Origin of the sequence: Pseudoneobacillus rhizosphaerae, from assembly GCF_917563885.1 — a bacterium.
Lineage (GTDB): Bacteria > Bacillota > Bacilli > Bacillales > Cytobacillaceae > Pseudoneobacillus > Pseudoneobacillus rhizosphaerae.
This window is the reverse complement of the sequence record NZ_CAKJTG010000002.1, coordinates 185,668-210,050: the sequence shown is the minus strand read 5'-3', so window position 1 is coordinate 210,050 and position 24,383 is coordinate 185,668. Positions and strand designations below refer to the sequence as shown.

24 protein-coding genes are annotated in these 24,383 nt (G+C 39.7%); 12 read left to right on the top strand and 12 right to left on the bottom strand.

The window, feature by feature from the left end; all coding sequences use genetic code 11:
- Nucleotides 1-61: 61 nt before the first annotated feature.
- The 5 genes from LRP83_RS02260 (at nucleotide 62) to LRP83_RS02245 (ending at nucleotide 4,307) form a co-directional block, all read left to right on the top strand.
- Entirely contained in the window at nucleotides 62-865 is an 804-nt protein-coding gene (locus LRP83_RS02260; RefSeq protein ID WP_230495040.1) for an ABC transporter permease, read from the top strand.
- 2 nt (nucleotides 866-867) lie between these two features.
- On the top strand, nucleotides 868-1,677 hold the full coding sequence (locus tag LRP83_RS02255) for an ABC transporter permease (RefSeq protein WP_230495039.1): 810 nt from the start codon (nucleotides 868-870) through the stop codon (nucleotides 1,675-1,677).
- Nucleotides 1,678-1,690: 13 nt separating this feature from the next.
- Nucleotides 1,691-2,692 (top strand): ABC transporter ATP-binding protein, encoded by a 1,002-nt coding sequence (locus LRP83_RS02250; RefSeq protein WP_230495038.1) that lies wholly within the window; start codon nucleotides 1,691-1,693, stop codon nucleotides 2,690-2,692.
- 162 nt (nucleotides 2,693-2,854) lie between these two features.
- A complete protein-coding gene (locus LRP83_RS23180; protein ID WP_290369478.1) occupies nucleotides 2,855-2,986 on the top strand; it encodes a hypothetical protein in 132 nt (43 codons plus the stop codon).
- 847 nt (nucleotides 2,987-3,833) lie between these two features.
- On the top strand, nucleotides 3,834-4,307 hold the full coding sequence (locus tag LRP83_RS02245; protein WP_230495037.1) for a hypothetical protein: 474 nt from the start codon (nucleotides 3,834-3,836) through the stop codon (nucleotides 4,305-4,307).
- 68 nt (nucleotides 4,308-4,375) lie between these two features.
- Here LRP83_RS02245 and LRP83_RS23175 read toward each other — a convergent pair whose 3' ends face one another.
- Nucleotides 4,376-4,510: a hypothetical protein gene (locus LRP83_RS23175; RefSeq protein WP_290369477.1), complete on the bottom strand. Its 135-nt coding sequence runs from the start codon at nucleotides 4,508-4,510 to the stop codon at nucleotides 4,376-4,378.
- Nucleotides 4,511-4,644: 134 nt separating this feature from the next.
- Between LRP83_RS23175 and LRP83_RS02240 the strand changes: the two genes are divergently transcribed.
- Nucleotides 4,645-5,142, top strand: coding sequence for a GNAT family N-acetyltransferase (locus LRP83_RS02240; RefSeq protein WP_230495036.1), 498 nt, complete (start codon nucleotides 4,645-4,647; stop codon nucleotides 5,140-5,142).
- A gap of 27 nt (nucleotides 5,143-5,169) precedes the next feature.
- On the opposite strand, the gene buk is transcribed toward LRP83_RS02240, so the two are convergent.
- The gene (gene buk / locus LRP83_RS02235; protein WP_230495035.1) at nucleotides 5,170-6,234 is read right to left on the bottom strand and encodes a butyrate kinase; all 1,065 of its coding nucleotides are present in this window, start codon (nucleotides 6,232-6,234) and stop codon (nucleotides 5,170-5,172) included.
- A 21-nt stretch (nucleotides 6,235-6,255) separates the two neighbouring features.
- Nucleotides 6,256-7,194, bottom strand: coding sequence for a phosphate acyltransferase (locus LRP83_RS02230; protein WP_230495034.1), 939 nt, complete (start codon nucleotides 7,192-7,194; stop codon nucleotides 6,256-6,258).
- Between the two features lie 201 nt (nucleotides 7,195-7,395).
- Here LRP83_RS02230 and LRP83_RS02225 point away from each other — a divergent pair, with 201 nt between their 5' ends.
- Both LRP83_RS02225 and LRP83_RS02220 read left to right on the top strand, forming a co-directional pair.
- Entirely contained in the window at nucleotides 7,396-8,259 is an 864-nt protein-coding gene (locus tag LRP83_RS02225; protein ID WP_230495033.1) for an HAD family hydrolase, read from the top strand.
- Between the two features lie 3 nt (nucleotides 8,260-8,262).
- The gene (locus LRP83_RS02220; RefSeq protein ID WP_230495032.1) at nucleotides 8,263-9,327 is read left to right on the top strand and encodes a PQQ-dependent sugar dehydrogenase; all 1,065 of its coding nucleotides are present in this window, start codon (nucleotides 8,263-8,265) and stop codon (nucleotides 9,325-9,327) included.
- A 278-nt stretch (nucleotides 9,328-9,605) separates the two neighbouring features.
- Here LRP83_RS02220 and LRP83_RS02215 read toward each other — a convergent pair whose 3' ends face one another.
- The 7 genes from LRP83_RS02215 to LRP83_RS02185 form a co-directional block, all read right to left on the bottom strand.
- Nucleotides 9,606-10,508, bottom strand: a complete 903-nt coding sequence (locus LRP83_RS02215) for a FixH family protein (protein ID WP_230495031.1) — start codon at nucleotides 10,506-10,508, stop codon at nucleotides 9,606-9,608.
- Nucleotides 10,505-11,182, bottom strand: a complete 678-nt coding sequence (locus LRP83_RS02210) for an ABC transporter ATP-binding protein (protein ID WP_230495030.1) — start codon at nucleotides 11,180-11,182, stop codon at nucleotides 10,505-10,507. The genes LRP83_RS02215 and LRP83_RS02210 overlap by 4 nt, the downstream gene beginning before the upstream one ends.
- Nucleotides 11,182-11,979, bottom strand: coding sequence for an ABC transporter permease (locus LRP83_RS02205; protein WP_230495029.1), 798 nt, complete (start codon nucleotides 11,977-11,979; stop codon nucleotides 11,182-11,184). The genes LRP83_RS02210 and LRP83_RS02205 overlap by 1 nt, the downstream gene beginning before the upstream one ends.
- Nucleotides 11,943-13,283 carry a nitrous oxide reductase family maturation protein NosD gene (nosD, locus tag LRP83_RS02200; RefSeq protein WP_230495028.1) on the bottom strand — a complete coding sequence of 447 codons (1,341 nt, stop codon included), beginning with the start codon at nucleotides 13,281-13,283 and terminating at the stop codon, nucleotides 11,943-11,945. The genes LRP83_RS02205 and nosD overlap by 37 nt, the downstream gene beginning before the upstream one ends.
- Nucleotides 13,280-13,840: a hypothetical protein gene (locus LRP83_RS02195; protein ID WP_230495027.1), complete on the bottom strand. Its 561-nt coding sequence runs from the start codon at nucleotides 13,838-13,840 to the stop codon at nucleotides 13,280-13,282. Before LRP83_RS02195 ends, nosD begins: the two co-directional genes overlap by 4 nt.
- Nucleotides 13,841-13,944: 104 nt before the next feature.
- On the bottom strand, nucleotides 13,945-15,816 hold the full coding sequence (gene nosZ / locus LRP83_RS02190; RefSeq protein ID WP_230495026.1) for a Sec-dependent nitrous-oxide reductase: 1,872 nt from the start codon (nucleotides 15,814-15,816) through the stop codon (nucleotides 13,945-13,947).
- A gap of 16 nt (nucleotides 15,817-15,832) precedes the next feature.
- Nucleotides 15,833-16,282, bottom strand: coding sequence for a c-type cytochrome (locus LRP83_RS02185; RefSeq protein WP_230495025.1), 450 nt, complete (start codon nucleotides 16,280-16,282; stop codon nucleotides 15,833-15,835).
- Between the two features lie 225 nt (nucleotides 16,283-16,507).
- On the opposite strand from LRP83_RS02185, the gene LRP83_RS02180 reads away from it, so the two are divergent.
- Both LRP83_RS02180 and LRP83_RS02175 read left to right on the top strand, forming a co-directional pair.
- Nucleotides 16,508-17,272: a Crp/Fnr family transcriptional regulator gene (locus LRP83_RS02180; RefSeq protein WP_230495024.1), complete on the top strand. Its 765-nt coding sequence runs from the start codon at nucleotides 16,508-16,510 to the stop codon at nucleotides 17,270-17,272.
- Nucleotides 17,273-17,662: 390 nt separating this feature from the next.
- Entirely contained in the window at nucleotides 17,663-18,631 is a 969-nt protein-coding gene (locus LRP83_RS02175) for an NERD domain-containing protein (RefSeq protein WP_230495023.1), read from the top strand.
- A 447-nt stretch (nucleotides 18,632-19,078) separates the two neighbouring features.
- Here the strand turns inward: LRP83_RS02175 and bshB2 are convergent, their stop codons facing one another.
- Together bshB2 and LRP83_RS02165 are read right to left on the bottom strand one after the other, a co-directional pair.
- On the bottom strand, nucleotides 19,079-19,744 hold the full coding sequence (gene bshB2 / locus LRP83_RS02170; RefSeq protein ID WP_230495022.1) for a bacillithiol biosynthesis deacetylase BshB2: 666 nt from the start codon (nucleotides 19,742-19,744) through the stop codon (nucleotides 19,079-19,081).
- Between the two features lie 13 nt (nucleotides 19,745-19,757).
- On the bottom strand, nucleotides 19,758-20,105 hold the full coding sequence (locus LRP83_RS02165) for a YojF family protein (RefSeq protein ID WP_230495021.1): 348 nt from the start codon (nucleotides 20,103-20,105) through the stop codon (nucleotides 19,758-19,760).
- Between the two features lie 475 nt (nucleotides 20,106-20,580).
- Here LRP83_RS02165 and fdhD point away from each other — a divergent pair, with 475 nt between their 5' ends.
- The gene (gene fdhD, locus LRP83_RS02160; protein ID WP_230495020.1) at nucleotides 20,581-21,342 is read left to right on the top strand and encodes a formate dehydrogenase accessory sulfurtransferase FdhD; all 762 of its coding nucleotides are present in this window, start codon (nucleotides 20,581-20,583) and stop codon (nucleotides 21,340-21,342) included.
- Between the two features lie 60 nt (nucleotides 21,343-21,402).
- Nucleotides 21,403-24,381 carry a formate dehydrogenase-N subunit alpha gene (gene fdnG / locus LRP83_RS02155; RefSeq protein ID WP_230495090.1) on the top strand — a complete coding sequence of 993 codons (2,979 nt, stop codon included), beginning with the start codon at nucleotides 21,403-21,405 and terminating at the stop codon, nucleotides 24,379-24,381.
- Nucleotides 24,382-24,383 lie beyond the last annotated feature (2 nt).

Sequence of the window (24,383 nt, the reverse complement as noted above, 5' to 3'; positions counted from 1 at the left end):
ACCGAAATATGCTAAAATATACAATAGTCAAAAAAATCACTAAATTAGTAGAAGGTGAATTATGTTTAGAATGAAACTTTATTGGACCTTTACGAAAAAGGCATTTTTACGGTCAGCTGTTTATCGCTTTGATGTCCTTTCGCGTATGGGCTCTAATCTCATTTTTTTATTAATGTGGGGCTCGATTTGGACGGCACTATATGCAGGGAAAGAAAGTGCGGATGGCGTCACTTTTCAGGCGATGCTCACATATATAGTCGTCAGTCAGTTTTTATCAGGAATTAATGGAGCCGGGACGCCATTATGGGACATGCAGGAGAAGGTCAGAACGGGCGATATTGCTCTAGAATTAATGAGGCCGTTTGATGTACCCCTCCGCTATTTATTTGCGGATTTTGGTAGCGTCGCGTTTTACTTTATGTTCGCCTTATTACCGGTGTACATCCTAGTATTTTTATTTATTGATTTAACGCTACCGATGTCCTGGGAAACTTGGGTCTTGTTTTTAATTACAGCGTTTATCGGCTTTTTAATTCGCTATTGTATTGAAATGTCGTTTAGCTTCCTGTCCTTCTTTTTAGTCGAAACAGGCGGAATCGTCGATATTTTTTACTTTGCGATGTCTTTGCTCTCGGGATCGGTTATCCCGTTATGGTTTTTCCCAGATTGGCTTGAAAAATTAGCCATCTATATGCCGTTTCAAGGAATCTACTATATTCCAACCTCGATTTTTATTGGAAAAATAACAGGCGTGGAGATTGCCTTTTCGATTGCTACACAGATTTTCTGGCTGTTGGTTTGTTACGGAATTTTACGATTCGTGTGGCATAAAGCATCACAAAAAGTAGTTGTACAGGGGGGATAGCTTTGAGGTCAGCAATGAGTTACTTACCATTATATTTTAAACTAGTAGGGGCAGGCGTGCGGGCCCAGCTTCAATACCGCTTTGCTTTTTTTATGAGGATCATTGGTCTAATTACCGCTTATGCTGGGATGGCTGCCACGATGTGGGTTATGCTTTACCGCTTCGATGCGTTAGGTGGGTGGACTTTTTATGAAATGTTATTTTTATTAGCCCTTGCTGTCGTTTCATGGGGTTGTTGTATTACGGTATTTTTCCATTTTAAAAGCTTGGATACATACATAGTTAATGGTACATTTGACCGTTTTCTCGTTCGTCCGATTCATCCGTTTTTCCATTTCATGTCGATGAAGTTCGATATCGGGGCAGTGGGGCAATTTATTTTTTCTATTGTTGTGTTCCTTTGGGTGAGTATGGCGATTGATATTGATTGGAGTGTTTGGAAGGTATTATTCTTATTATCAACAATTATTGGTGGCGTGCTCATTCAAGGTGGAATGCTCGTTATCATATCTGCTCTGGCGTTTTGGACAACGAAATCAGAGCAGTTCTATTGGGTCGCCATGTATCCGGCTCGTAATCTAACAAACTATCCATTAGTGATTTATCCAAAACTCGTCCAAATGATTACGGCCTTTATTGTTCCATTTGGTTTTGTGAACTATTTTCCATCGACCGTTATTTTAGGAAAAGAAACACCTTATTTCCCTGACTTCGTTGGGTTTCTATCCCCGTTAGTCGGAGTGGTTTTCTTTTTATTGGCCTATTGGTTATGGATGTCAGGATTAAGCAGATATAAAAGTACAGGATCATAAGAGGGTGTCAATTATGCCAATTATTGAAGTGAATAATATAAACAAGGATTTTATGGTAGCCAAACGAGAAACAGGATTTTTAGGAAGCGTCCGAAGCCTGTTTAAACGCGAATTTATTAAAAAAGAAGCCGTTAAGGACATTAGTTTTTCGATTGAAAAAGGGGAAATGGTGGGCTATATTGGGCCGAACGGTGCAGGGAAGTCGACGACGATTAAAATGCTGACAGGCATATTGGTGCCCTCAAGCGGAACCATCAAAGTAAATGGTATCGTTCCTTATGAGCAGCGACAAAAAAATGCTTCCAATATTGGTGTTGTTTTTGGCCAGCGGACGCAGCTTTGGTGGGATTTGCCGACGATTGAATCGTTTGAGCTGTTAAAGGAAATTTACCAGGTGAGCGATGCTCGGTATAAACAAAACATGGAAATTTACCAAGAAATATTAGGGTTGGATGAGTTTTTGAATACACCCGTTCGTCAGCTTTCCTTAGGGCAACGGATGAGAGCGGATATTGCGGCGTCCTTGCTGCATGACCCACCAATTTTATTTTTAGATGAACCGACAATTGGACTTGATGTGGTCGCGAAAGAGAAAATGCGCACCTTCATTCAAGAAATTAATCGTGAGCGTAAGGTGACTGTCATTTTGACAACGCATGATATGGAAGATATCGAAAAGCTATGTAACCGAATGGTTCTGATTGACCATGGGCAAAAGGTATATGATGGCGATATTAGTGCAGTTAAGGAACGCTTTGGTAAGATACGGACATTAGTTGTTGATGTTGAGAATGGGGAGGCTACGTTCGATATTGTAGGTGCGGAAGTGGTAAAGCGAGAAGCAAATCGCGTGTGGCTCCAGTTTAATCGTGATGAAATCTCAGCTTCAGAGTTGATCGGCCGTATAACTCAAACCCATAGTATTAAAGATTTAACCGTCGAAGAGCCAGCGATTGAATCGATTATTAGTCGGATTTATCAGGAAGGGTTCGAGGAGAAGTTAGTTTCTGTTTAATAAAAGGTAGCAAGTAGATTTTTAGGATAATTAGAGTCCAATTCGTTTAGGAATTGGGCTTTTTTTGTTTTGAGTAAGATTAAAAAAAGCTTAAATCGCTATGGAAAAGAATGATGAATAGCGAATCATCACACAATAAGTTCATAAAAGGAGGAGATTAGTTTGGATAAAAGATACAACACCGCTGGAGAAACAAGTCAGGAATTAAAGAAGGCATTAGAGAAAAGTAAACCGAGTCAAAATCCGAATATGAGTGAAGCGGAAGCGAAAATGAAGTTCCAAGGTAAAAAATAAGATAAAAAGTCGGCCTTCTGTTTAAATTTAACGGGTTCTCTTTTGGAGTGCAAAAAGTGAAAAAACAACTCAAATGGCATGTTAAATCACATATGATTTAGCATGCTATTTTTAATGGTATAAAAACGTTTATGAAATTTTAATTTGAGAATTAATCCTGTAATTAGTCTACCAAATAGCAAAGTGAGAATGAACATTCTCGTGCTGTTAGTTTATATGCTAATACGGGTTGTTAATACTTCGTTAAATTTGATAGGAATGGCATATTTTCAAACATAAAAATAGATGCACCCGGAGAAAGAAGCCTTGTCCTTAATTAAGTAACCAGCAAAAGATAAGCGGAGATTTTCCGGTTATAATCAGAATGGAGCACGTTTCGGGCTAAATAAGCGAAGTTTTTCCGCTTATGCCAAGCAAAATCCCCCATTTTCATGTTTTTCGAGTCAATAGGCGGAATATCTCCGTCTATTTTAGCCATTTTCAGTGCTATTTCGTAATTAAGCGGAATTTTTCCGTCTATTTAACAGATTTGGTGTTTATCTGATCTCCCATCTTAAACTGTTAGTGTAATTCCAATTATTACGACTTTGAAATATCACGGATACTACTCAGAAGCAAATAAGCATGTTGATTAAATGGCTTTTTACCAGGACATTTATACTAGTATTTATGATTTTGCACTCCAAAAGAGAACCCGTTAAATTTAACCAGGAACCGACTTTTTTAACCAAGATGAATGGCTTTAGTTTCTGTTTGATAGGCAAATACACATTTTGTGGGTACAAGTTGATAGGCATATGGCTTACGAATATGATGGGGTGAGATGAGAGAAAAAGGAGTGCCTTTTATGTATACAAGTGCAAATTATCAATATTATAATGATCCATACAGTCAACATGCTTATTATTATCCAACTCCATTCCCTGAGGAGAATTATTATCATACCACCCCTGATGAAAGACAATTTGGTGGTTTCCAGCCTCCATTTGGTGGTTTCCAGCCTCCATTTGGCCAACCACCTTTTGGACCACCACCCTTTGGACCACCCGGCCAAGGTCAAGGTCAAGAGGCAGGAGCACCAACGACACCACCGCCATCCTTTGTCCCTCAACAACAAGTAGAAGCATTTGCAGTTGATCCAGGAAGTATTAGAAGATGTTTATTCAGATTCACGTATGTATGGCTGAGAGGTTTTAATCAATTTTGGTTCTATCCAACATTTGTTGGACGCAACTCTGTCTCAGGGTTTCGTTGGACTGGGTTTAATTGGGTGTTTTTCGGAATAAGCTTACGACAAATTCAATCATTTACTTGCGTTTAATAAGATTAAGTTAGAAGAAAGATAAGAAAAAAGTCGGCATTCCTGTTTTCAGGAACCGACTTTTTTTCTTAATCCTGATCTGTTTTATCGTTTTGATCCTTATTATGTTTATTGCCTTTGCTATTATCTCCGCTAACATGTCCCTGGGCATGGGATTGTGGTGAATTTTGATTTTTACTGCCTTTGTTTGGACTTTTTGTCACCGTGGTTCGACCCCCTTTTTTTAATATCGATAACACATCCTATTTTGCCTATTTTTCACTAATTTATGTAAAAACGGCGGTTAGTTTGGTAATATAGAAGATATCAGATAATTTAGGAAAAGAAGGGGAAGCCAATGAGATTAATTAAAGCAACATTAGAAAATAAGGCATTATTAAAAAACTTATATTCCTTTTACCTTCATGACCTTTCCGCTTATAGTAGCTCGTTAAAGCCCAATTCGGAAGGCGAATTTGAATTCGATTCTTTTGAAAAAATTTGGGAGCGCGATGGCATTACCCCTTACTTATTAAAACAAAATCAAGAAGTTATTGGCTTTTGCTTACTTTTAGAGCCTCCTTTTACTAAAAAAGTAGACTATTGTATCAATGATTTGTTTATTTATAATCAGTTCCGAGGTCGAGGGTATGCTGAAGAGGCAATCAAAACAATTTTTCAAGAAAAGCAAGGCAGCTATTATGTTTGTCAGTTGAAGAATAATAAGCGGGCTGTTGGTTTTTGGAAAAAGTTTTACGAGCAACATCATATTGCCTATGAGGAGTCAATTGAATTGGAGGATGGCGAAGAGGTACTTTATCAAACCTTTAGCAGCAAAAATATGATAGTACGTTAAAAGGGATGAGCTACTCATCCCTTTTGGTTAGTACTTTTTTACTTCTTCCTGGCCACTTAACACTCTTAAAGCACCTTCTACTAAAGCGCCAAGCTCTTCTTCTCCAGGTACAACAAATACTTCCCCTAAAAATCCAATCTTACTTTTAATTTTTGAAACGATAGTCTCAGAGTGACAGATGCCGCCTGTTAATATGATTCCATCCACTTTTCCTTCGAGTACGGTGGCCATGGCGCCAATTTCTTTTCCAATTTGGTGGATCATTGCTTTAAGGAGGAGTGCTGCTTCACGATCTAATGATGCCGCCCGTTCTTCCACCTCAATCATATTTTTAGTACCTAAATAGGAGTAAATTCCGCCTTCTGTGGTGATTTTTTTTAGAAGCTGCTTTTCATTGTATTTGCCTGAAAAACATAGTTGGACTAATTGCTTGGCAGGTAATCCTCCACATCGCTCTGGAGAAAAAGGACCTTCATTATCTGCATTGTTGACATCGATCATTTTGCCTTTTTGATGGGCTACCACGGATATTCCGCCACCCAAATGGGCTACGATAAAGTTCAGTTCTTCTAAAGGTTTATCGAGTGAGGCTGCAACTTTTCTAGAAACGGCTTTAATGTTTAAGGCGTGTGCATGACTTTTCCGTTCGATATCCTTTAGCCCAGTCACCCTTGCTTCATTTACTAATTCATCCACTGCAACAGGATCAACGATGAAAGAAGGTAAGTTATACATCGTTGCAAGCTCATATGCGATGATTGATCCTAGGTTGGAGGCGTGTTCACCATGTTTTCCACTTGCGGCATCCTTGACCATTTTTTCGCAAATGAGATACGTTCCACTGGGCATTGGTTTTAATAGTCCACCTCGGCCAACAATCGCATCTACTTTTTCAAGTGCAAAGCCTTTGTCATGTAGGGCATATAATAATGTTTTAAGTCTGAACGGCATTTGCGCGTAAACGCTTTTATATTTTAATAAAGCCTCATCCTCATGTTCAATGGTTTCATTAAAAAGTACTTCCTTACCTCGATACACAGCCCATTTCGTAGAGGTTGAACCAGGATTGATGGCGAGTATGATTTTACACATAGACGTCAGTCCTTTCAGTGACTAAGAAACTTTATGCGAAGAAATCTCTAAAGCAGTTGAATGAGCTGCAATCGCTCCAAGGGCAATCGAAGCTAGCTTTGCTTTTGCACAATCGGATCTAGAATTCAGAACAAGTGGCACCTTCGCCCCCAAGACAATCCCAGCCATCACACCATTAGCAAAATAAGTAATGGATTTTCCAAAAATATTACCTGCTTCAATATTGGGGACAACCAATAAATCGGCATCACCATTAATTTCACTAGTTAATCCTTTATGGAATAGTGATTCTTTACTAATGGCTAAGTCAAGTGGTAACGGACCTTCTATTACACATCCTTTAGGAATTTCAGATTGAATGAGCTGAACAATTTCTTGAGCTTCCATCGTAACCGGCATTTTTTCACTTGTTCGTTCATTGGCAGCTAATAAGGCAATCTTTGAATTTCGAATTCCAATTTGAGTTAAAAAATCTACCGAGTTGATGATAATCTCCATTTTTTGCAGAGAATTAGGGGCTATGTTGAGACCACCATCTGTCATAAAAATAAGCTTTTCGTTGCCAGGTATTTCGAAAGCCGATAAATGACTAAGAATTCTTCCTGTTTTTAGCTGAAAGTCCTTATACAACACAGACTTTAGAAAGGGAGTGCTATTAATGGCCCCTTTCATAATCATCTTTGCATAACCTTTATGGGCTGATTTTGCGGCTAAATAAGCAGCTTCTGCTTCCGTTTCAGCTGCCATTATTTTAAAGGGCATAAAATCGAAATGGATTTTTTCAGCTATCTCCGCTATTTGATTAATTTTTCCAATCAGAATCGGTTCAATGATTCCGTGTTCTACAGCTTCTTTAACCGCTTTTAGAACCTCGATATCGTTTGCAGCCGCCACACTTAGTGTGATTGGTGGCTTTGTTTTCGCTGAGTGGATGACCTCATTAAAATTTTGAAATCTCATCGTTTCCCCTCCGTCATGAAAACCCTTTCATTTCTATTATATTTCAAGCAATAGGTCAGATTAGGTAATAAATGTCACAGATTTTTGAATTTTTTGAAAAAAAAACCACTAGTTATGTTGCGTATATCGGGAACCTAGTTGGGCGAAAATTGGTTAGTATCATGGTAGTATAGGGATAAGTCAATAATGGAAGGTGACAGCATGATTAAATGTATTGCAACAGATATGGATGGGACATTGGTAACGGGTGCTCATATCATCACGAAGGAAAATAAGGAAGCGATTTTAGCAGCCCAAGCAAGAGGGATTGAAGTCGTTGTTGCGACAGGACGTTCCTATGAGGAAGCTAGATTTGTATTGGAAGAAGAAGGACTAAAGGTTCCAATGATTCTTGTCAATGGAGCGGAAATTCGCACAAAAGAAGGAACGTTAATTGGCGAAAATCCAATTGAGAAATCAGAAGCGATTGAAATTGCGCGTAGCTTAAATGAACTAGATATTTATTTTGAGGTTTACACGACGAAAGGTACATATACGAATGATCGTGAAAAAGGGTTAGCGCTTATCGTGGATATCTTTTTAAGTATTAACCCTGGGGCTGATCGAGATTTTATCCAGGAAGAGTCAAAAGAGCGATTTGCAGAAGGTAATATTCATGTCGTAGAGGATTATGATCAAATTTTTAGAAGTGAGAACCATAAAATTCTGAAGTTTCTCGTCTTTTCTTTTGATGATGAAAAAATAGAGGCAGCTAGCAAGGTTTTAAAGCATTTTCCAAGTATTGTGGTATCCTCGTCAGCTAAAGGAAATATTGAAATTACGCATAAGCTGGCCCAAAAAGGGGTTGCTTTGGAGCAATTTGTGAAGGAACGAGGAATATCGCTCGAAGATACGATGGCGGTTGGCGATAATTTTAACGATGTCTCGATGCTTTCGCGCGTTGGACGCTCAGTAGCGATGGGAAATGCAGCAGATGAAATTAAAGCAATGTGTGATTTTGTGACAGCAACAAATGAAGAGAGTGGTGTAGGAAAAGCGATAATGGAGGCATTGAAGGAGCGTTGATACATGATCAGGTTTAGGTTGTTAGCATTACTCTTACTACTGGCGGCATGCTCAAATAGTGGCGAGACCTTAGAAGTGAAGGAGCAAGATGTTGCTGTTGTTCAAGGAGTTCCAACCGTTTTAGCGGACAATCTTGAAGTTCCTTGGTCGATTCAAAAGGCTGGAGACGTCTTTTATATTAGTGAGCGGCCAGGTTCGATTGTGAAAGTGGAAGACGGTGAGCAAGTACGCCAGAGGGTCAATCTTGGCAGACCGTTATCAGAGGAATCGGAGGCGGGCTTGTTAGGCTTTGTTCTTCATCCTCAATTTTCAGCGAATCAGCAAGCCTTTGCTTACTATACTTATGATGTACAGGGCAGTCCTTTTAATCGTGTTGTCGTTTTGGAACTTAAGGATAATGTTTGGAATGAAATCAAGGTGTTATTGGATGGTATTCCGAGTGGACCTGTTCATCATGGTGGCCGTATTAAGGTTGGTCCAGATGAAAAGCTATATTTTAGTGCTGGCGATGCAGCGGTGGCTGAGAATGCTCAAAGCCTGAATCTTTTAAATGGGAAAATTTTGCGAATGAATTTGGACGGTTCTATTCCCAATGATAATCCGTTTCCGAATTCGTATATTTATAGCTACGGTCATCGCAATCCACAAGGTTTGGCTTGGGATGAGGCGGGTACCTTTTATGAAAGTGAGCATGGTCAATCCGCACATGATGAGTTAAACGAAATAGTTGCTGGTGCGAATTACGGTTGGCCAGTCATTCAAGGGACTCAGCGAAGACAAGGAATGGTTTCGCCAATTTTTCAAACGGGTGAAGTGACATGGGCTCCATCGGGGATTGCTTATCACAATGGCAAGCTGTATGTGGCGACATTACGCGGTGAGGCGCTACAAGAGGTTGATTTAGAGACAATGCGAAGTCGCGCGGTTGTGACAGGTTTAGGGCGAATTCGTGATGTGATGGTTAATGGTGAGTTTTTGTATTTTGTTAGCAATAATACAGATGGGCGTGGAAATCCCGATGCTGATGATGATAAATTGTATCAGGTTCGGTTGAGTGAGATAGAGTAAGGCTTGGGCGTGGTGCCCAAGCCTATTCATCATGCGAATGAAGGACAAACCTCATGTGAAACAGCAGTGAAACTGTCCTTCATAGTGCTGATCTTTCCCAAAAAGAGGTAATTTAGATTTTTTCCGACTAGAGAAGGGATAATTCCGACTTTTTCGGCTATGATTCCGACTAGATTCACCATTATTCCGGCCCAATTCGAATTAATTCCGACTTTTTCACATCTATGTCACAAAGTGTTCGCATAAACGAAAAAACTCTGCCCCGTAAGAGACAGAGTTTAAAATATTTCAACTTTCAGTGAGTTCACTTGAGATACTAACAATTCCTCATATTCCTTTTGCGCTAAGAAGGAGATTTCTTGGTCATTCACGTTTGGATTCTCTTCTTTCACCTTTGCAACTAAGTCACCTTGCACCTTTTGGGAAAGAACAATGAGTTGATATTGCTTTTCTTCAGTCAACCAAAATCTCTGTACGCCATACTCTTTGATCATTTTTTGAGCTATTTCATGCTGACTGTATTGCGCGCGAACGGTTTCGAGTGCTTTTTCAACTTCATCTGAGGTTGCTTCATGTCCTTTTTCTTGACCTAGAAGTGCCATCGCACGAAGGCGAATGATTTGCGTTAGCAGCTGGTTTTGATTGTCGTTTAATTTTTCTTGGTTATCCCAATAGGCATTGGCTTCTTCTAGTTCTTTGCCACTCAATCTCTTTTCATCCTCAGAACGACTAATGGCAATATGAAGTTTATTAATAAAACGATAGAATTCGATATCCTCTGTCGTAATTAGCTCTCCGTTGATGGTTGCGACGCCCGCGGATTTCTCAACTTTGTATTGATTGACTTTTTCAAAGGTTTTGCCGTCACGGTCAATTGTGTATACGACTTCCCAATCACCAGCCATGGATAGCTTTACATTGGCTGAATAAAGACCTGCTTCCACTTCTTCAAATGTTGCATCAACTGTACCGTGGTCCATATTTACCATTGAAATTTGCGCGGTAATTTCTAACCCTTCAACGGCTTTGCTATCTTCAGTAACCTTAATTTCAAATGGCATTTCTTTATCCTTTGAGAACGTAAGGGGTTTGGTTACTTCTATTTCGATATTTTCATTGCTACTGCAGCCCGTTAACAAGGCGAAAACGGCAATGATACTTATAATCAGCCAGTTTTTCATAGATCCATCTCTCCAAGCTTTTGTATTTTTAAAAATTGCTCTACTGTGTATTTCTTGATTTTTCCATTGTCTAAGAATGCAACATGGGTACATACTTGCCTAATTTCATCGAGATGGTGGGAGGATAGTAGAATCGTTTTATCCGTTAAAGCTTTTAATACTTCTAAAATTTCCTTCCGACCAATTGGGTCAATTCCACTTGTTGGTTCGTCTAAAATTAAGATTTGGCTATCTTGATAAAGAGTGATGGCTAATCCTAATCGCTGCAGCATTCCTTTTGAATACCCTTTGATTGGGAACTGGCGGTCTTCCCATAGTCTGACTGATTTTAACAAGGCTTCGATTTTTCCTTCATCGACCTTTTGTTTAGAGGTCTGAGCGAAAAAGACGATATTTTCATAGCCTGTTAGCGCAGGGTAGAGGGTGAATTTTTCAGGAAGGTAGGCGATACCACTTTTCCAAATGTCTCGCCCAGCCTTTTGCTCGATACCGTTAATCGTAATTTTGCCATTTTTTACAGGAAGTAAACCTAATAAACTATTTAATAGGGTGGACTTACCAGCACCATTTCGACCGACAAGGGCACAAACCTCATTGGCGCCGATTTCTAATTGGACATCGTCGAGAACGATTTTTTTTCCAAAGGATTGTGTAAGATCTTCAACCTTAATCATTATTCGACGCCCTCCTTACGGTGAAAAACTAATGATAATACGTAGGAAAAGATGATCCAGAAGACGAGATTGCCTAATAGAAAAATTGACGGCTTCGTCCAAAGAAAGGTTTGCATTAGTTTAGACATATGTCCAACAGATAAGACACCGAGCCCGCCCTCTAAAAACATCCGTCCAGCTTGGAATGGATTTAAAAAGTAGAATACTGAGAATAACTTCACATTTTCATAGGTGACTTTTTCTAAAAAGGAAAGCAAGATAAAGTCGTGTAAAAAGAAGAAGTAGAACCAGACAAAAATCGTAAGCCCGACAATTTGCATTCTTGAGCGACTGATGCTACCGATCAATGTTCCTAGCTGCAAAAAGACAATGATGATGGTGATGATGGCGGTTAAAAAATATAGATAGCTTTTAAAATCTAAAATTAGCATAAATTTTAATGGGACTAAATAGATGAAGAACCAAGCTACAACAGGAATAAGTAAGACAATCCAAATACTTAGGCTCTTCTGCCATAAGAAACTAGCAAACGTTTCTCGTTTAGTCAGTAGCATGATGAGTGTTTTTTGTTCTTTTTCCTGAAAAATCGAGAACGCCCCAAGGAACAGACAGAGAACAGGAATGAAATAAACGAGAGTATCAAATAAATGTAAAAGCAAAAAGTAGAAGCCTTGATCCACGGATAGGACAGAGGATTTAAACATCATTAACACTGATAGGACGACGATGATGCTTAAAGCCAACCAAAGTCCTTTACCTCTTATATTTTCTTTCCATTCCTTCCCAATGTAATACATAGTCTTTGTCTCCCTTTATATAAGATAATGATAACCAGTAACCCAAAGGCTCCATATAAACCGAATCGATTATGATTCTCATTGGAGGCTACAAGAGGATGTAAATCTTCGAACATCACCTTATCTTCATTTAGAAATTCATTCATTTTTTCATAGATGTTGATGGCTGGACTTTTTAGAAAAAAGCTAGTAAGCTCTTGGTCTTCAATTAATTGATGAAGAGAAGAACGATAGGTAACAGGTAAATCTCCTAATCCATCTTGATTGAGGTCGGCTAACGGGAACGCACTGCCCCAATCATTTCCGCGTCCATCCTCACTCCATGCATTTTGTCCTTGCCCTCCTAAGGAGACCGCAGGAATGGTATTTTCGGTAATTTGATTGCCAGTGAAAATTTGTTGATTAGAACTAGCCCAAAGCTCAATGCCAATTTGATTTTGGATAATTCGATTGTTTTTTATCTTATTTCCAGTCGATTGATCAATATATAAACCTCTTTGATTTAAATAAAAGGTATTATTTTCAACGGTAATATCATTAGCTGATAATAAAAATAATCCAAAGGAGCGATGGCCGTAATTAAATAGGAAATCATTATCCTCTAGCACAATGGATTTTGAGTTCATAATAGCCGCACCGCCTGTGTTCATCGTAAACGTGTTGCCGATAAAACGATTGTCGTCTGAGTACATATAGTGGAGTGCGTATCTTGTTTTTGTAATGTTATTTTTGGTGGCGGTATTGCCGTTTCCATATTCGAAAAACATGCCGTCGCGTGTTCCCTCAATTGTGTTATGTTCCAATAGATTGTTATTAGCGAAATAAATGTGAAAGCCGTTACCTTGGCTGGCGATTTCACCTTTACCTAAACCTTTAATATCAACGTTGCGAATTTTATTTTCATGGGCCTGACTTAAATAAATTCCATGAAATGAATCCCGAATGACGATGTCCTCGATGGTATTGCCGTTCGAATGGACTTTAATGGCTGCGAATTCTTCAGGAGAATTACGATTCATACTAGCATGCGTGACTTTTAGATGACTAAGCTTCACATTAGGTGCTTTGATCGAAATAACATTGCCATTTCCATCGCCTTTAATGACGGTTTGATCTGTTCCTATGATTTCCACCGTTTTATCAATGACAATATTTCCTTCATACGTTTTGCCCTCTAGCTTTAAAACGTCCCCTGGCTGTAGTGCGTCTAATTGTGCCTGAAGATTCCCCTCAGCAAAGCCTGCTGAAGGAAAAATTCCAAGATATAAGGGAACGCTTAAAAGGAAGAGCCATAAGTTTCTCATCGTTTTCGATCCTTCCATAAAGGAATTAGTAGTAGAATAAAAGCCGCAATAACCAGGTACGTTCCTGTTTGCAACATACTGTGCGTGACAAAGTTTGCTAGAGTATTTTCCCCTAAAATCGGTGGAATAAAAGGGTCCACTTTAATCGGTGCCATCGGGTCTAATTTTGTTCCAAAGTTTTTTAGCCAACGATGTAGGTCCCAAACTCCAACTGAGCCACCGATAACGAATAGTCCAATCAATCCGTAGAGAACGGATTTTTTTCTTAAAATAGCTGTTAAGACAGTGAGGGCGGCTAATCCGCCGATTAGATAGTTCAAGTAGTTTAGTTCTGGAAAGTTTTCTTCACTGAATTCGGACATGCCGATGTAATGGTTTAAGCCGTTCACAATATCAATTTCGCCTTCTAAATGATCAGGGTAAACGATAATATTTAAGCCTTCTGGATATTGTGGAGCGATAAAATTCATTTTCCACCATGGGAAAAATAATGATGAAATGATTAATCCTGCTGCTAGTAAGATTAGAATACTTGAGGTAAGCGATAATTTTTTCAAAGTAAACCACACCTTTCCTAAACAGTGGAGGGCTGTTTGCCGCGCTGTTTAATTTATAAAAGGAAGGAGGGTATCATGTTGATTGATACCCCCTTCTCTATTAATTACTTTTTCGGTTTAACTAGGAAGTAACCTGTCATTTCTTGGTGTAGGGCCGAACAGAAATTTGTACAGTATAGCGGGAAGGTTCCAGCTTTATCAGCGACAAATTCTACTGTATTCACTTGTCCCGGTTGAACCTCGATATTCAAGTCATACCCATTGATGGCAAAGCCGTGAGTAATATCTTGGTCAAAGTCAATGTTCGTTAAGTGAATTGTTACATGGTCACCTTCATTGACTTCAATGGTATCTGGGCGTTTTGCTTTTGAATCAAAGATGAATTTTGAACGCATGGCGATACCATAGACATCGACTTTGTTGCCGTTACGAACGATTTTTGTTTTGTCTTGCTCATAGGTTGCATTTGGATTCTTTTCATCTTTCGGATAAACGGTAATCGTTTTGATCTTATCTGCTTTAATCATTTGTGCATAGTGTGGTTCTGGGTTAACCGGAGCAGATTGGATGACTTCCATTTTTCCGCTAATATCAATTAACTGCATGGATTCTGGATGTGAAGGACCAACGGATAAATAGCTATCCTTCGCAATTTTGTTTAGGGCCACTAGGTATTTACCATCTGGAGCAACAGTATCACCTTCAGCTGCTACAGAGTGACCTGGTGAATATTGAACAGGTACACGGTCTAATGTTTCGCCAGTGTTAGGATCCCATTTCACGATTTCAGAAGTGATGAACATCGTTGTATAAGCCATACCTTTATCATCAAATTGAGTATGAAGTGGTCCAAGAGCATTTTCAGGGTTTACTTCTCTTTCAACGATTGAATCATAATTGATGATTGGAATACCGTTACGTTCGCCTGAGAAATCCTGTGCTTCAATAGCTGCAAAAGCTTTTTCAAAAGAGAAGACAGTCATCGCTGGTGCTAATTTTCCAGAAGCAATGAAGCGTGTTCCGTCTGGTGTTACGTCCACACCATGTGGTGATTTCGCAACGGGCACTAGGTAAATGCCACCTTTATGTTTTTCAGGGAATATCATTTTTTGACCTGTTACATCATCATATTGTCCGTCAGCAACCATTTTCTCAAGCTCTTTCCAGTTAAAAAGAACGATGAAGTCACGGTCTGCTTGTGATGCGTTAATTTCTAGATTTGTTGTTGCTTCCTCTGTGTTATAGGTTGTCATAACCGCCCAATCTGCTGACATCTTTTTACCAGCGTCAGAAAGGTCATAGGACCAAGGTGGAAGAGCTACTTGATACGCAATGTTTAGTTTTTCTTTGTTTTGGTCAAAGGTTACCGCAGACATTACGCCACGGTATTTAGTGCTGTAGTCATCTAGATCTGCATATTCGCTGCCAATCGGGACAGCAAATCGGGTTGGTAAGAACATATACTCCGTGTTTTGGGTAACGAAAGCAGCACAGTGAGGACCACTAGTATTCGGTACATTGATGATGTCACGAACCGTAAACGTTTCCAAATTCATGGCTGCAGCACGACTATTTCCTACGTCAGTCGCAAACATGTATTTTCCATCATAGTCACCATCAGTTTCAGAGAAAGCCGGGTGGTGAAGGTCTCCCCATGTATAGCCGCCCATCATTTCCTTCGAGTGAGTGTCAAATCCATATCCAGTAGCTGAATCAGGTGAGAAGACAGGAACGGTACGAATATGGCGCATGGATGGTACACCGTAAATGAACATTTGTCCAGAGTGACCACCTGATGCGAATAAATAGTAATCATCTTTTTCGCCAAAAGGTACATAAACCTTTTCAGCATTACTTTTGTTTGCTGTGTCCTTTGCCGCCTCGCCTGTTGGTCCAGGTGAGAAATCAGCGAAGAATACGGTCGCTGCCATAAGGCCAGTTACTAGACCGGCAGCAGCGGGAATCCATTTTTTCATTCTTTAAGCACTCCTTTTATTGGTTTTGTGACGCTTGTTTTAATAGATCAACAATCTGCGTAACCTCATCGTCTGAAAGTGGGTTACCACCGATGACTCCTGACATTACCGCTGATGTTGGTTCTTTTAAAAATTGGTCAATTGGTTTGCCATGTTTGCCTTCAACATTGATGTAGGCTTGTGTAAGGTCTGGACCTGTTGCTCCACCTGTAAGATTTAATCCTTCGACAGAGTGACAGCCTAGGCAGCCTTTAGTAGAAAGTAAGCTGTCTTCTGCAACAACAGCTTCTGTATCTGTGTTTGTATCTTCTTGAGCATTGCCTTTTTCAGTAGTTGTATCGGTGTTAGCTGTCTCAGGCGATGCAACGTTTGATTCTTCTCCACCACCAACTACTTGAAACGCAAGGTAGCCGATTCCTAAACCTAACAAGGCACTGATGACAAAATGAATGATTGCCTTTTGCACTTTTTTTTACCTCCTCGATTGGTTTGCCAATTACATCTTTATCCTAATATCTGGGGATGGCTTGAAGTGTGAGATTTGTCACGCGTTTTCAGGGCGTTTGTGAAGATTATGTGTGTCTTCTGTGAAAAAATTGTGAAGTTGGAATTTTTCATGCGGATATGTATTTTTTGTGAACAATATCACTACAGGGATAGTAGTTGTTCGTTAAAATGATTTCAAAAGGAAATGTCAAGGAGAGGTGAGCGCATGTATCAGCAGGAATTAATTAATCCGCATTTATCGATTATTGCATTTTCAGAGATAGAGCCATTAATCCGAAAGGTAGAGATTTTTAAACATCTGCCTAGTACCGTTCTTTCAGGAGTAGCAAGAAGAATACAAATGATTAAATATAAAAAAGGACAACGAATCATTTTAGAAGAAACGGAGGCCGAGGGCGTCTTCTTTGTTTTTTCAGGCTCTGTCAAGCTAACAAAACAAGACGAACAAGGCAACGAAATGATCGTTTGCATCAAGAAAAAAGGGGAAATCTTTGCTGAGGCTTGTCTATTTAATCAAGTGAGCACGATGTACCCTGCGACTGCGGTGATGCTGGCAGAAGGAGAACTTGCTTTTTTAAATAAGAGGGACCTAGAAGAAGAATTATTACGACAGCCAGAGCTCGCGATTCAAATGATTCGATACATGAGCGAAGGACTGCAGGAGCTAACTTCTACGTTAAGAGATATTGCGTTATTGGATGTGTACACGAAAACCGTGAAGTCATTAGAACGCCTAGGGTTGAAATTTAAGAGCGAGGGCTTTGTACGTTACAATATTGAAATTCCTCTAAATGTGCAGGAGTTTGCAACCGTAGTCGGCGTTTCACGAGAGAGCGTAAGCCGGGTGTTTTCGAAGCTGAAGAAGGATGGATTTATTGATTTACGAGAGCGGAAGATTGTTATTTTAGATTGGTGTTTGTTTTGCTCGTTGATCAAGCCGGGGTATTGAATTTTGAAGGGCGACCTAGGGGGAGAGTGGGTCGGCCTTTTTTTGTTTTGGGAATTAGAATGGGGATGCGGGCGATTGGGTTTGTTAATAAATATAAAAAGTGTGTCAGGGATGTGAAAAAGACGGAATTACTCGTAATTTGGTCGGAATTATTAAGAAAAGGGTCGGAAAAAACACTTTGAAAGTCGGAATTCGTAATCAAAAAGTCGGAATTATTTCAAATGGGAAACAAAAAACTAAAAATGAGGTAATTTAGCTTGGTTTTTTTCGTATAAAGTGCCGGATGAAGATATCTGCATAAAAGATTTCTTAGAATTGTAACATTTTTTGATAGGAAACTATCTACTATTCTGGAATATAACTATTAAACATAAAAAAGAGGTGATAGTTTTGTTTTTAAATGACCGAACAGGTCCGATAAAAATTGATCAGGTAATCGCGTTATTAAGGAGAATTGTTAAATTTCACGCTAAAAGGCCCCTAATCGAGCAGGAGCTTAATCGGCGGAAGGCAGGTTTATGGGGCGAAAGGGAAGTGGACAAGAAATTAAAAAGAATCGACCAGGATAAATACTTGATTATCCGTGATCTTCGCCTTCCAAATGGCGACGGCACGTTTTTTCAAATTGATGCTCTCATTCTATCTACAAGTTTCATCCTCATAATTGAATCCAAAAATATCACTGGCTCCCTCTATTTTGATCTAGTCAATCATCAATTCTACCGATTAAACGCTGATGGTAATAAAGAAAGTTTTGCTGACCCTGTTTCACAAGCTAGGCTGCATATGCAGCAATTAAGGCAATGGTTACTCAAGCATAAATTTCCAACTATCTTTATCGACTACTTAGTGGCAATAACCAATCCGAATGCAGTGTTTCATATTATTCAGAATGGGCATCCTGTTGCTAAAAAGATCTGTGCAAACGCAGGATTGACTTGGGAGATTGATAACCTAGAAGAACAATATAAAAAAGAACTCATGACTGACAAAGAATTACGTAAGATAGCAAAAGCCCTTTTGAAAGCTCATACCCCTCTTCAACCTTCAGAAGTTCTCCAACAATATGGTATATCCATATCGGAGCTGTTAACAGGTGTCCACTGTCCAGAATGCGAATTTCTCCCACTAACCTATCAGAGAGGAAAATGGTATTGTCCTAAGTGTAAGAAAAGCTTTAAAGATGCCCATTTTGGTGCGGTTACTGACCATTTTCTTTTAATTAGCCCGAAGATTACCAATGTCGAGTTTCGGAAGTGGGTTCATCTTGAAAATCCTGATATGGCAACAAAAAAGCTTCGGGAATTAGAGTTACCATCTTCAGGTTCAACAAAGGATAGAGCCTATCATAAAATTTGACTAAGTAAGTATTCTGATAGAGTTTTAGGAGGTTGACCCTATTTGCGGGCCAGCCTATTTTTTTAATATTACCTCTTTTGGGGTGTTAGTTTAATTGGAAAAAGGAATTGGCTTTTAATAGTAGATTTGCAGATAAACGACGTGGAGGTTCTGGGCGAAAATGTAAATAATGTGTCAGAAAAGTGAAAAAGTCGGAATAACTCATGATTCGGTCGGAATTATTAAGAAAACAGTCGGAATAAACTGGCTAATAGTCGGAATTCACCTTCAAAAAGTCGGAATTAATTTTACATACAGTTAAAAATGAAGAAAGCAGACACTTTATATTGAAAAACCAAGCGTTTTTACCGAAAAATGGTAATTGGCGAACGATTTAAGTAGCAATACTCAGCCCCACAGCCAAAAAATCCAAAAACCCGGCGTGTTTTTCGCCGGGCTACAATCTTTCTAGAACTTATAAGTCCAAAACCGCTCGTTTTGGATCCAATTTACAATTTGTTCGTCACCGCTTTCTAGTTTTGCTTCTAATTCGCTTGCCATTTGCTCGGTTTGGGAGCGGTGGGCACGCAATGCGGCCATTTTTTTTGTTAAAACATCAGTGATTCGGTTCACGACGTCGGGTTTTCCGATAACGTCCTCATGTCCTTTTGAAAAAGCAACACAGTGGAGCTTTGGCCTCTCGTCCTCTGCAATACGTGAAACGGCTTCTACAACCGCACGCCCAGTAGCCTCGTGATCAGGATGCACTGAATACCCTGGATAAAATGTAATCACCAATGAAGGATTAAGCTCTTCAAGCAACGAGGTCATCATCCCAACTAGCTTTTCCTCTTCCTCAAATTCAACGGTTTTATCACGAAGACCCATCATCCGCAAATCAGTAATTCCAAGGGCAGCTGCTGCATCCTGAAGTTCTTTTTTACGAACAATTGGTAGTGTTTCACGATTGGCGAAAATCGGGTTTCCCATATTTCGGCCCATTTCTCCAAGGGTGAGGCAGGCATATGTAACCGGAGTGCCCATACCTATATAGGTAGCGATTGTCCCTGAAACGCCAAAGGCCTCATCATCTGGATGTGGGAAAACAACGAGAACATGTCTTTCTTTTTCCATTAGCGAACTCCTCCTATTCAAATGGGGTACGGCTTATCTCAAGAGCCACGGCGAGCTTTCCTTTAAAATCATGGCCGGCTAAAAGAAGTCGTCCTCTTTCATCGACTGTATAATGGGTAATTCCCTCTGCATATATCCATCCTATTGGGAGTTTAATACCGACACGATAAGGTCCGGGACCGGTAATTTTTCCATGCTCAAAGCTAACATGAGCATTTCGAATAAACGCTCCTGAGGAGAAAAAGTTTTCATCATTGTGGGTAGCGTAAGCACCGTTTGTTGTTTCTAAATGCACGTAAACTTGTTCGTTTGAAAATTGGTTGAGTGCTTGTTGAGCAAGCTCTATATTGACTATTTCCACAGTTTTTCCTCCTTCATCAAACTATGTATTTCTCCATTTTACAAAAAAAGTTAAAGAAAAGCCAAATTGAAGGCTCCTTCAAGCTAAAACCATCAAATTCACAAAAATGTTAAGCCTTTGTGAACAATAGTCAATGGATCCGTTTGTTGTGACTTAAATTACTGCCGAAGAATCATCAAAATTAGTATGATTTGAACTAATTGTACTAGGATAATGCTATTTTAGCTAAAAATAGGGCTGAAACCTGCATTAGTAATATTGCCACAGTGATAATGTTATCCATTCACAAAACATTCATGTTTATGACACATAATTGAAAAGCATTCGTCACAATCAGACCCTCTTTTACTCGTTAATTCATTATACATTTATAATGTAAAACCTTATTTAACATATTCACCAGAAAAATAGTAAATATACTATTTTCGAGATTACTAGTAATAATGGTTAGCGCCAAGGAGAGGGGGCGAAGTGCATGTATCAAAAGGGCTGTCCTGAAGAGTATCCAATAACGCTTACGCTGAACGGATATGAGATTGCCGTTTTCCAGTTAACGAAGGCAGATTTAGAGGATTGGGTGTATGGATATTTATTTTCTGAAGGTATGATCCAATCGGCTGATGACATTGCCACTATTCGAATAGATGAAGACCTAGGTTCCATACAGGTTACCCTTACTGAGGAGTTTGATTTTGAAAAGCTCCAATCGAAGAAAAAGCATTACACAGCTGGTTGTGGGCGAGGGGTTACTTTTTTTTCAATGACGGATGTGAAGACGTTCGATAAGGTGACGACAAAAAAGCAGCCGTATCTATTAAGCTACTTATTAAAAAAGAGAAGTGAGTTTGCGAATCAGTCACCGATGTATTTGGAAACTGGCGGAATGCATGGTGCTTGTATCATAGATGAAAATGGAAAAATCACTGTTCGTGAAGACGTAGGTCGACATAATGCGGTCGATAAGATTATCGGCCATGCTTTGAGAAAGCGATTACACCGTGAGGATCTTGTGTTGATGACAACGGGGAGAATTTCATACGAGATGATCTCGAAAGCGGCAAAGTTTGGTTTTGCTGTTGTAGCTTCAAGAACAGCAGCAACGAGGCAAGCTCTACAGCTAGCAAAATATTTAAACATCGAAGTGATTGGCTATTTAAGAGGGAAGATGGTTATTCCTTATACTTCGTTTGGCCGCGTCATCAATGATGTTCAAAAGGAATCAACTATGGGGGGCTAATCCTATTCCTAATAGGATTTTTAATATGTACTATTCATCTTTAGTGGAGGAGGAGAACAAATGGATTTTACTAGAAGGCAGTTTTTAAAATTATCTGGCGCTACTGCGGCAACATTAGCTGTCATCGAGCTTGGATTCGATGACAAAAAAGCTAAAGCTAGTGCGAAAGACTTTAAAATTTCACAATTAAAACCAACACCAACCATTTGTCCTTATTGTGGGGTAGGCTGCGGGATTCTCGTTTATTCAGATGGTAAGGATGTTGTATACACAGAGGGAGATCCTGATAATCCGATAAATGAAGGAACTTTATGTAGTAAAGGGACGACTGTCCGCCAAGTATACACTTCTGATAAGCGGGTTGAAACTCCGTTGTATCGAGCTCCAGGAAGTGCTAAGTGGGAAGTAGTAGATTGGGATTGGGCCATGAACCGAATCTCTGAAAAAATGAAGGACACTCGTGATCGTACTTTCATCCAAAAGGAAAACGGTATCACGGTTAATAAGGTTGAATCAATTGCGTGTATGGGTGGAGCAGCACTAGATAATGAGGAGGTTTACTTATTAAGTAAGCTAATGCGTGCAGGTCTAGGCTTAACCTATATTGAACATCAGGCTCGAATATGACACAGTTCAACGGTTGCCGGTCTGGCACCTACACTTGGTCGTGGAGCAATGACAAATCACTGGATTGATTTACAGCATACCGATTGTGCGTTAATTATGGGTGGTAACCCAGCTGAAAATCATCCGATTAGCTTTAGATGGTTAACAAAAGCAAAAGAAAAAGGCGGTAAGATTATTAGCGTTGACCCGAGATTTACTCGGACCTCAAGTCAAGCAGATCTTTATGCACCACTTCGTTCCGGCTCTGATATTGCCTTTGTTGGTGGAATGATTAACTATATCCTTGAAAACAAACTTTATCACGAAGAATATGTAAAAAATTATACAAATGCAGCGCTAATTGTAAACGATACGTATAGCTTCGACGATGGAATTTTCGGTGGCTATGATGAAAAGACAAGAAGCTATGATAAAACACTATGGGGCTTTAAAAAAGATGAAAATGATAAATATGTAAGAGATAACACATTACAAGATCCAAATTGTGTTTTCCAGCTGATGAAAAAACATTTCTCTAGATATGACATTGATACGGTTGTAGAAGTAACAGGTACGCCTAAGGATGCTTATGTAAAAGTAATTGAAATGTTTGCGGAAACAGGAAAACCTGGTAAAGCAGGTACGATCATGTATGCAATGGGGACAACTCAGCATACTGTAGGTTCTCAAAACGTACGTGCATTCGGAATTCTTCAGCTACTTTTAGGTAATATCGGGTTACAGGGTGGCGGAATTAACGCCATGCGTGGCGAATCAAACGTTCAAGGCTCAACTGACTTTGGCTTACTTTATAATAACGTAACAGGTTATATGGAAACGCCAACCTCGACGCCTGAAGAAGCGACGTATAAAGGCTTTTTAGAAAAAGTAACACCAAAAGCAGGTTACTGGACGAATAAACCTAAATTCTACACAAGTATGTTGAAGGCGTATTATGGCAATTCCGCAACGGCTACCAATGAATTTGGCTATCAATATATGCCGAAGTTGACACCGAAGAAAGATTATTCCCATATGAGAGTATTTGATTCGATGTACAAAGGGGAAATTGAAGGCTTATTCATGTTTGGTACAAATCCAGTGGTCGGTGGACCGAATGCTGGTAAAGAAAAAGAAGCGTTGAGTAAGTTAAAATGGATGGTCGCAATTGATCTTTGGGAAACAGAATCCTCTGCTTTCTGGCAAAAAGAAGCAGGTGCGAATCCAGCTGAAATTGATACAGAAGTATTTTTCCTACCAGCTTGCTCTTCCTTTGAAAAAGAAGGGTCCGTATCGAATAGTGGTCGTTGGATGCAATATCGCTGGCAGGCCATTGCACCAAAAGGAAAATCAAAAGGCGATTTAGAAATCATTCATATGTTAGCTCTTCGTCAAAAAGAGTTATACAAAAATAGTAGTCATCCAGCGGCAGCGGCTGTGAAAGCTCTTGACTGGAATTATGGTCACGGTGAACATCCTGATATTGACCTAGTGTGCCGAGAAATAAATGGCTATGACACGAAAACGAAAACACAGATTGCTGGTTTCAAAGATTTATTAGATGACGGCTCTACTTGTAGTGGTAACTGGATTTATTGCGGCTTCTATCCAGAAGAAGGCAAAAACCATTCCAAACGCCGTGATAATAAAGATACAGGTATGGGGAACTACTTGAACTGGTCCTTTGCTTGGCCAGCAAACCGACGCATTCTTGGCAATCGCGCTTCCGCTACTCCAGATGGTAAGCCGTGGTCAAAGGATCGCGTAGGAATTCAGTGGGATGCTGCCCAAAATTTATGGGTTGGAAACGATGTGCCTGACTTTACGAAGGACCGGGCACCGAAAGATGAAGGTGGCTTAAGTGCTTTCTTTATGCTTCCTACAGGTCTTGGCGGATTGTTTGGTGTGATGAATGAAGGTCCATTCCCAGAACACTATGAACCATATGAAAGTCCAGTAACCAATGCCTTCTCTAGTGTGCAGCTGAACCCAGCTACGAAGTTTGGTGTTGAGGAGTTTATGACACAAGGTAGTGCAAAGGATTATCCGATTATCGCCACTACGTACCGTGTCTCTGAGCATTGGCAGGCTGGAGCGATGACTCGTAATCTACCATGGTTATCAGAGCTAGTTGCATATATGTTTGTGGAAATAAGCGAGGAGCTTGCGAAGGAAAAAGGCATTAAAAATAAAGATAAAGTCGTGATAACATCAGCACGTGGAAATATAGAAGCGTATGCGATGATCACAAAACGCTTTAAGCCTTTCAAAATTCAAGGAAAAGTGGTTCACCAAGTCGGAATGCCTTGGCACTTTGGATATAAGGGGATTGCAACAGGTGGTAGCGCAAACCACTTAACACCGCATATTGGGGACGCCAATACGAACATCCCTGAATATAAAGCATTTCTTTGCGATGTTAGGAGGGCTTAAGG

Coding starts and splice junctions, on each gene's coding strand:
- fdhD (WP_230495020.1), top strand. CDS start 20,581: ATGTATCAAAAGGGCTGTCCTGAAGAGTATCCAATAACGCTTACGCTG.
- LRP83_RS02220 (WP_230495032.1), top strand. CDS start 8,263: ATGATCAGGTTTAGGTTGTTAGCATTACTCTTACTACTGGCGGCATGC.
- nosZ (WP_230495026.1), bottom strand. CDS start 15,816: ATGAAAAAATGGATTCCCGCTGCTGCCGGTCTAGTAACTGGCCTTATG.
- bshB2 (WP_230495022.1), bottom strand. CDS start 19,744: ATGGAAAAAGAAAGACATGTTCTCGTTGTTTTCCCACATCCAGATGAT.
- LRP83_RS02230 (WP_230495034.1), bottom strand. CDS start 7,194: ATGAGATTTCAAAATTTTAATGAGGTCATCCACTCAGCGAAAACAAAG.
- LRP83_RS02225 (WP_230495033.1), top strand. CDS start 7,396: ATGATTAAATGTATTGCAACAGATATGGATGGGACATTGGTAACGGGT.
- LRP83_RS02210 (WP_230495030.1), bottom strand. CDS start 11,182: ATGATTAAGGTTGAAGATCTTACACAATCCTTTGGAAAAAAAATCGTT.
- LRP83_RS02250 (WP_230495038.1), top strand. CDS start 1,691: ATGCCAATTATTGAAGTGAATAATATAAACAAGGATTTTATGGTAGCC.
- LRP83_RS02205 (WP_230495029.1), bottom strand. CDS start 11,979: ATGTATTACATTGGGAAGGAATGGAAAGAAAATATAAGAGGTAAAGGA.
- nosD (WP_230495028.1), bottom strand. CDS start 13,283: ATGAGAAACTTATGGCTCTTCCTTTTAAGCGTTCCCTTATATCTTGGA.
- LRP83_RS02240 (WP_230495036.1), top strand. CDS start 4,645: ATGAGATTAATTAAAGCAACATTAGAAAATAAGGCATTATTAAAAAAC.
- LRP83_RS02215 (WP_230495031.1), bottom strand. CDS start 10,508: ATGAAAAACTGGCTGATTATAAGTATCATTGCCGTTTTCGCCTTGTTA.
- LRP83_RS02245 (WP_230495037.1), top strand. CDS start 3,834: ATGTATACAAGTGCAAATTATCAATATTATAATGATCCATACAGTCAA.
- LRP83_RS02260 (WP_230495040.1), top strand. CDS start 62: ATGTTTAGAATGAAACTTTATTGGACCTTTACGAAAAAGGCATTTTTA.
- buk (WP_230495035.1), bottom strand. CDS start 6,234: ATGTGTAAAATCATACTCGCCATCAATCCTGGTTCAACCTCTACGAAA.
- LRP83_RS02180 (WP_230495024.1), top strand. CDS start 16,508: ATGTCAAGGAGAGGTGAGCGCATGTATCAGCAGGAATTAATTAATCCG.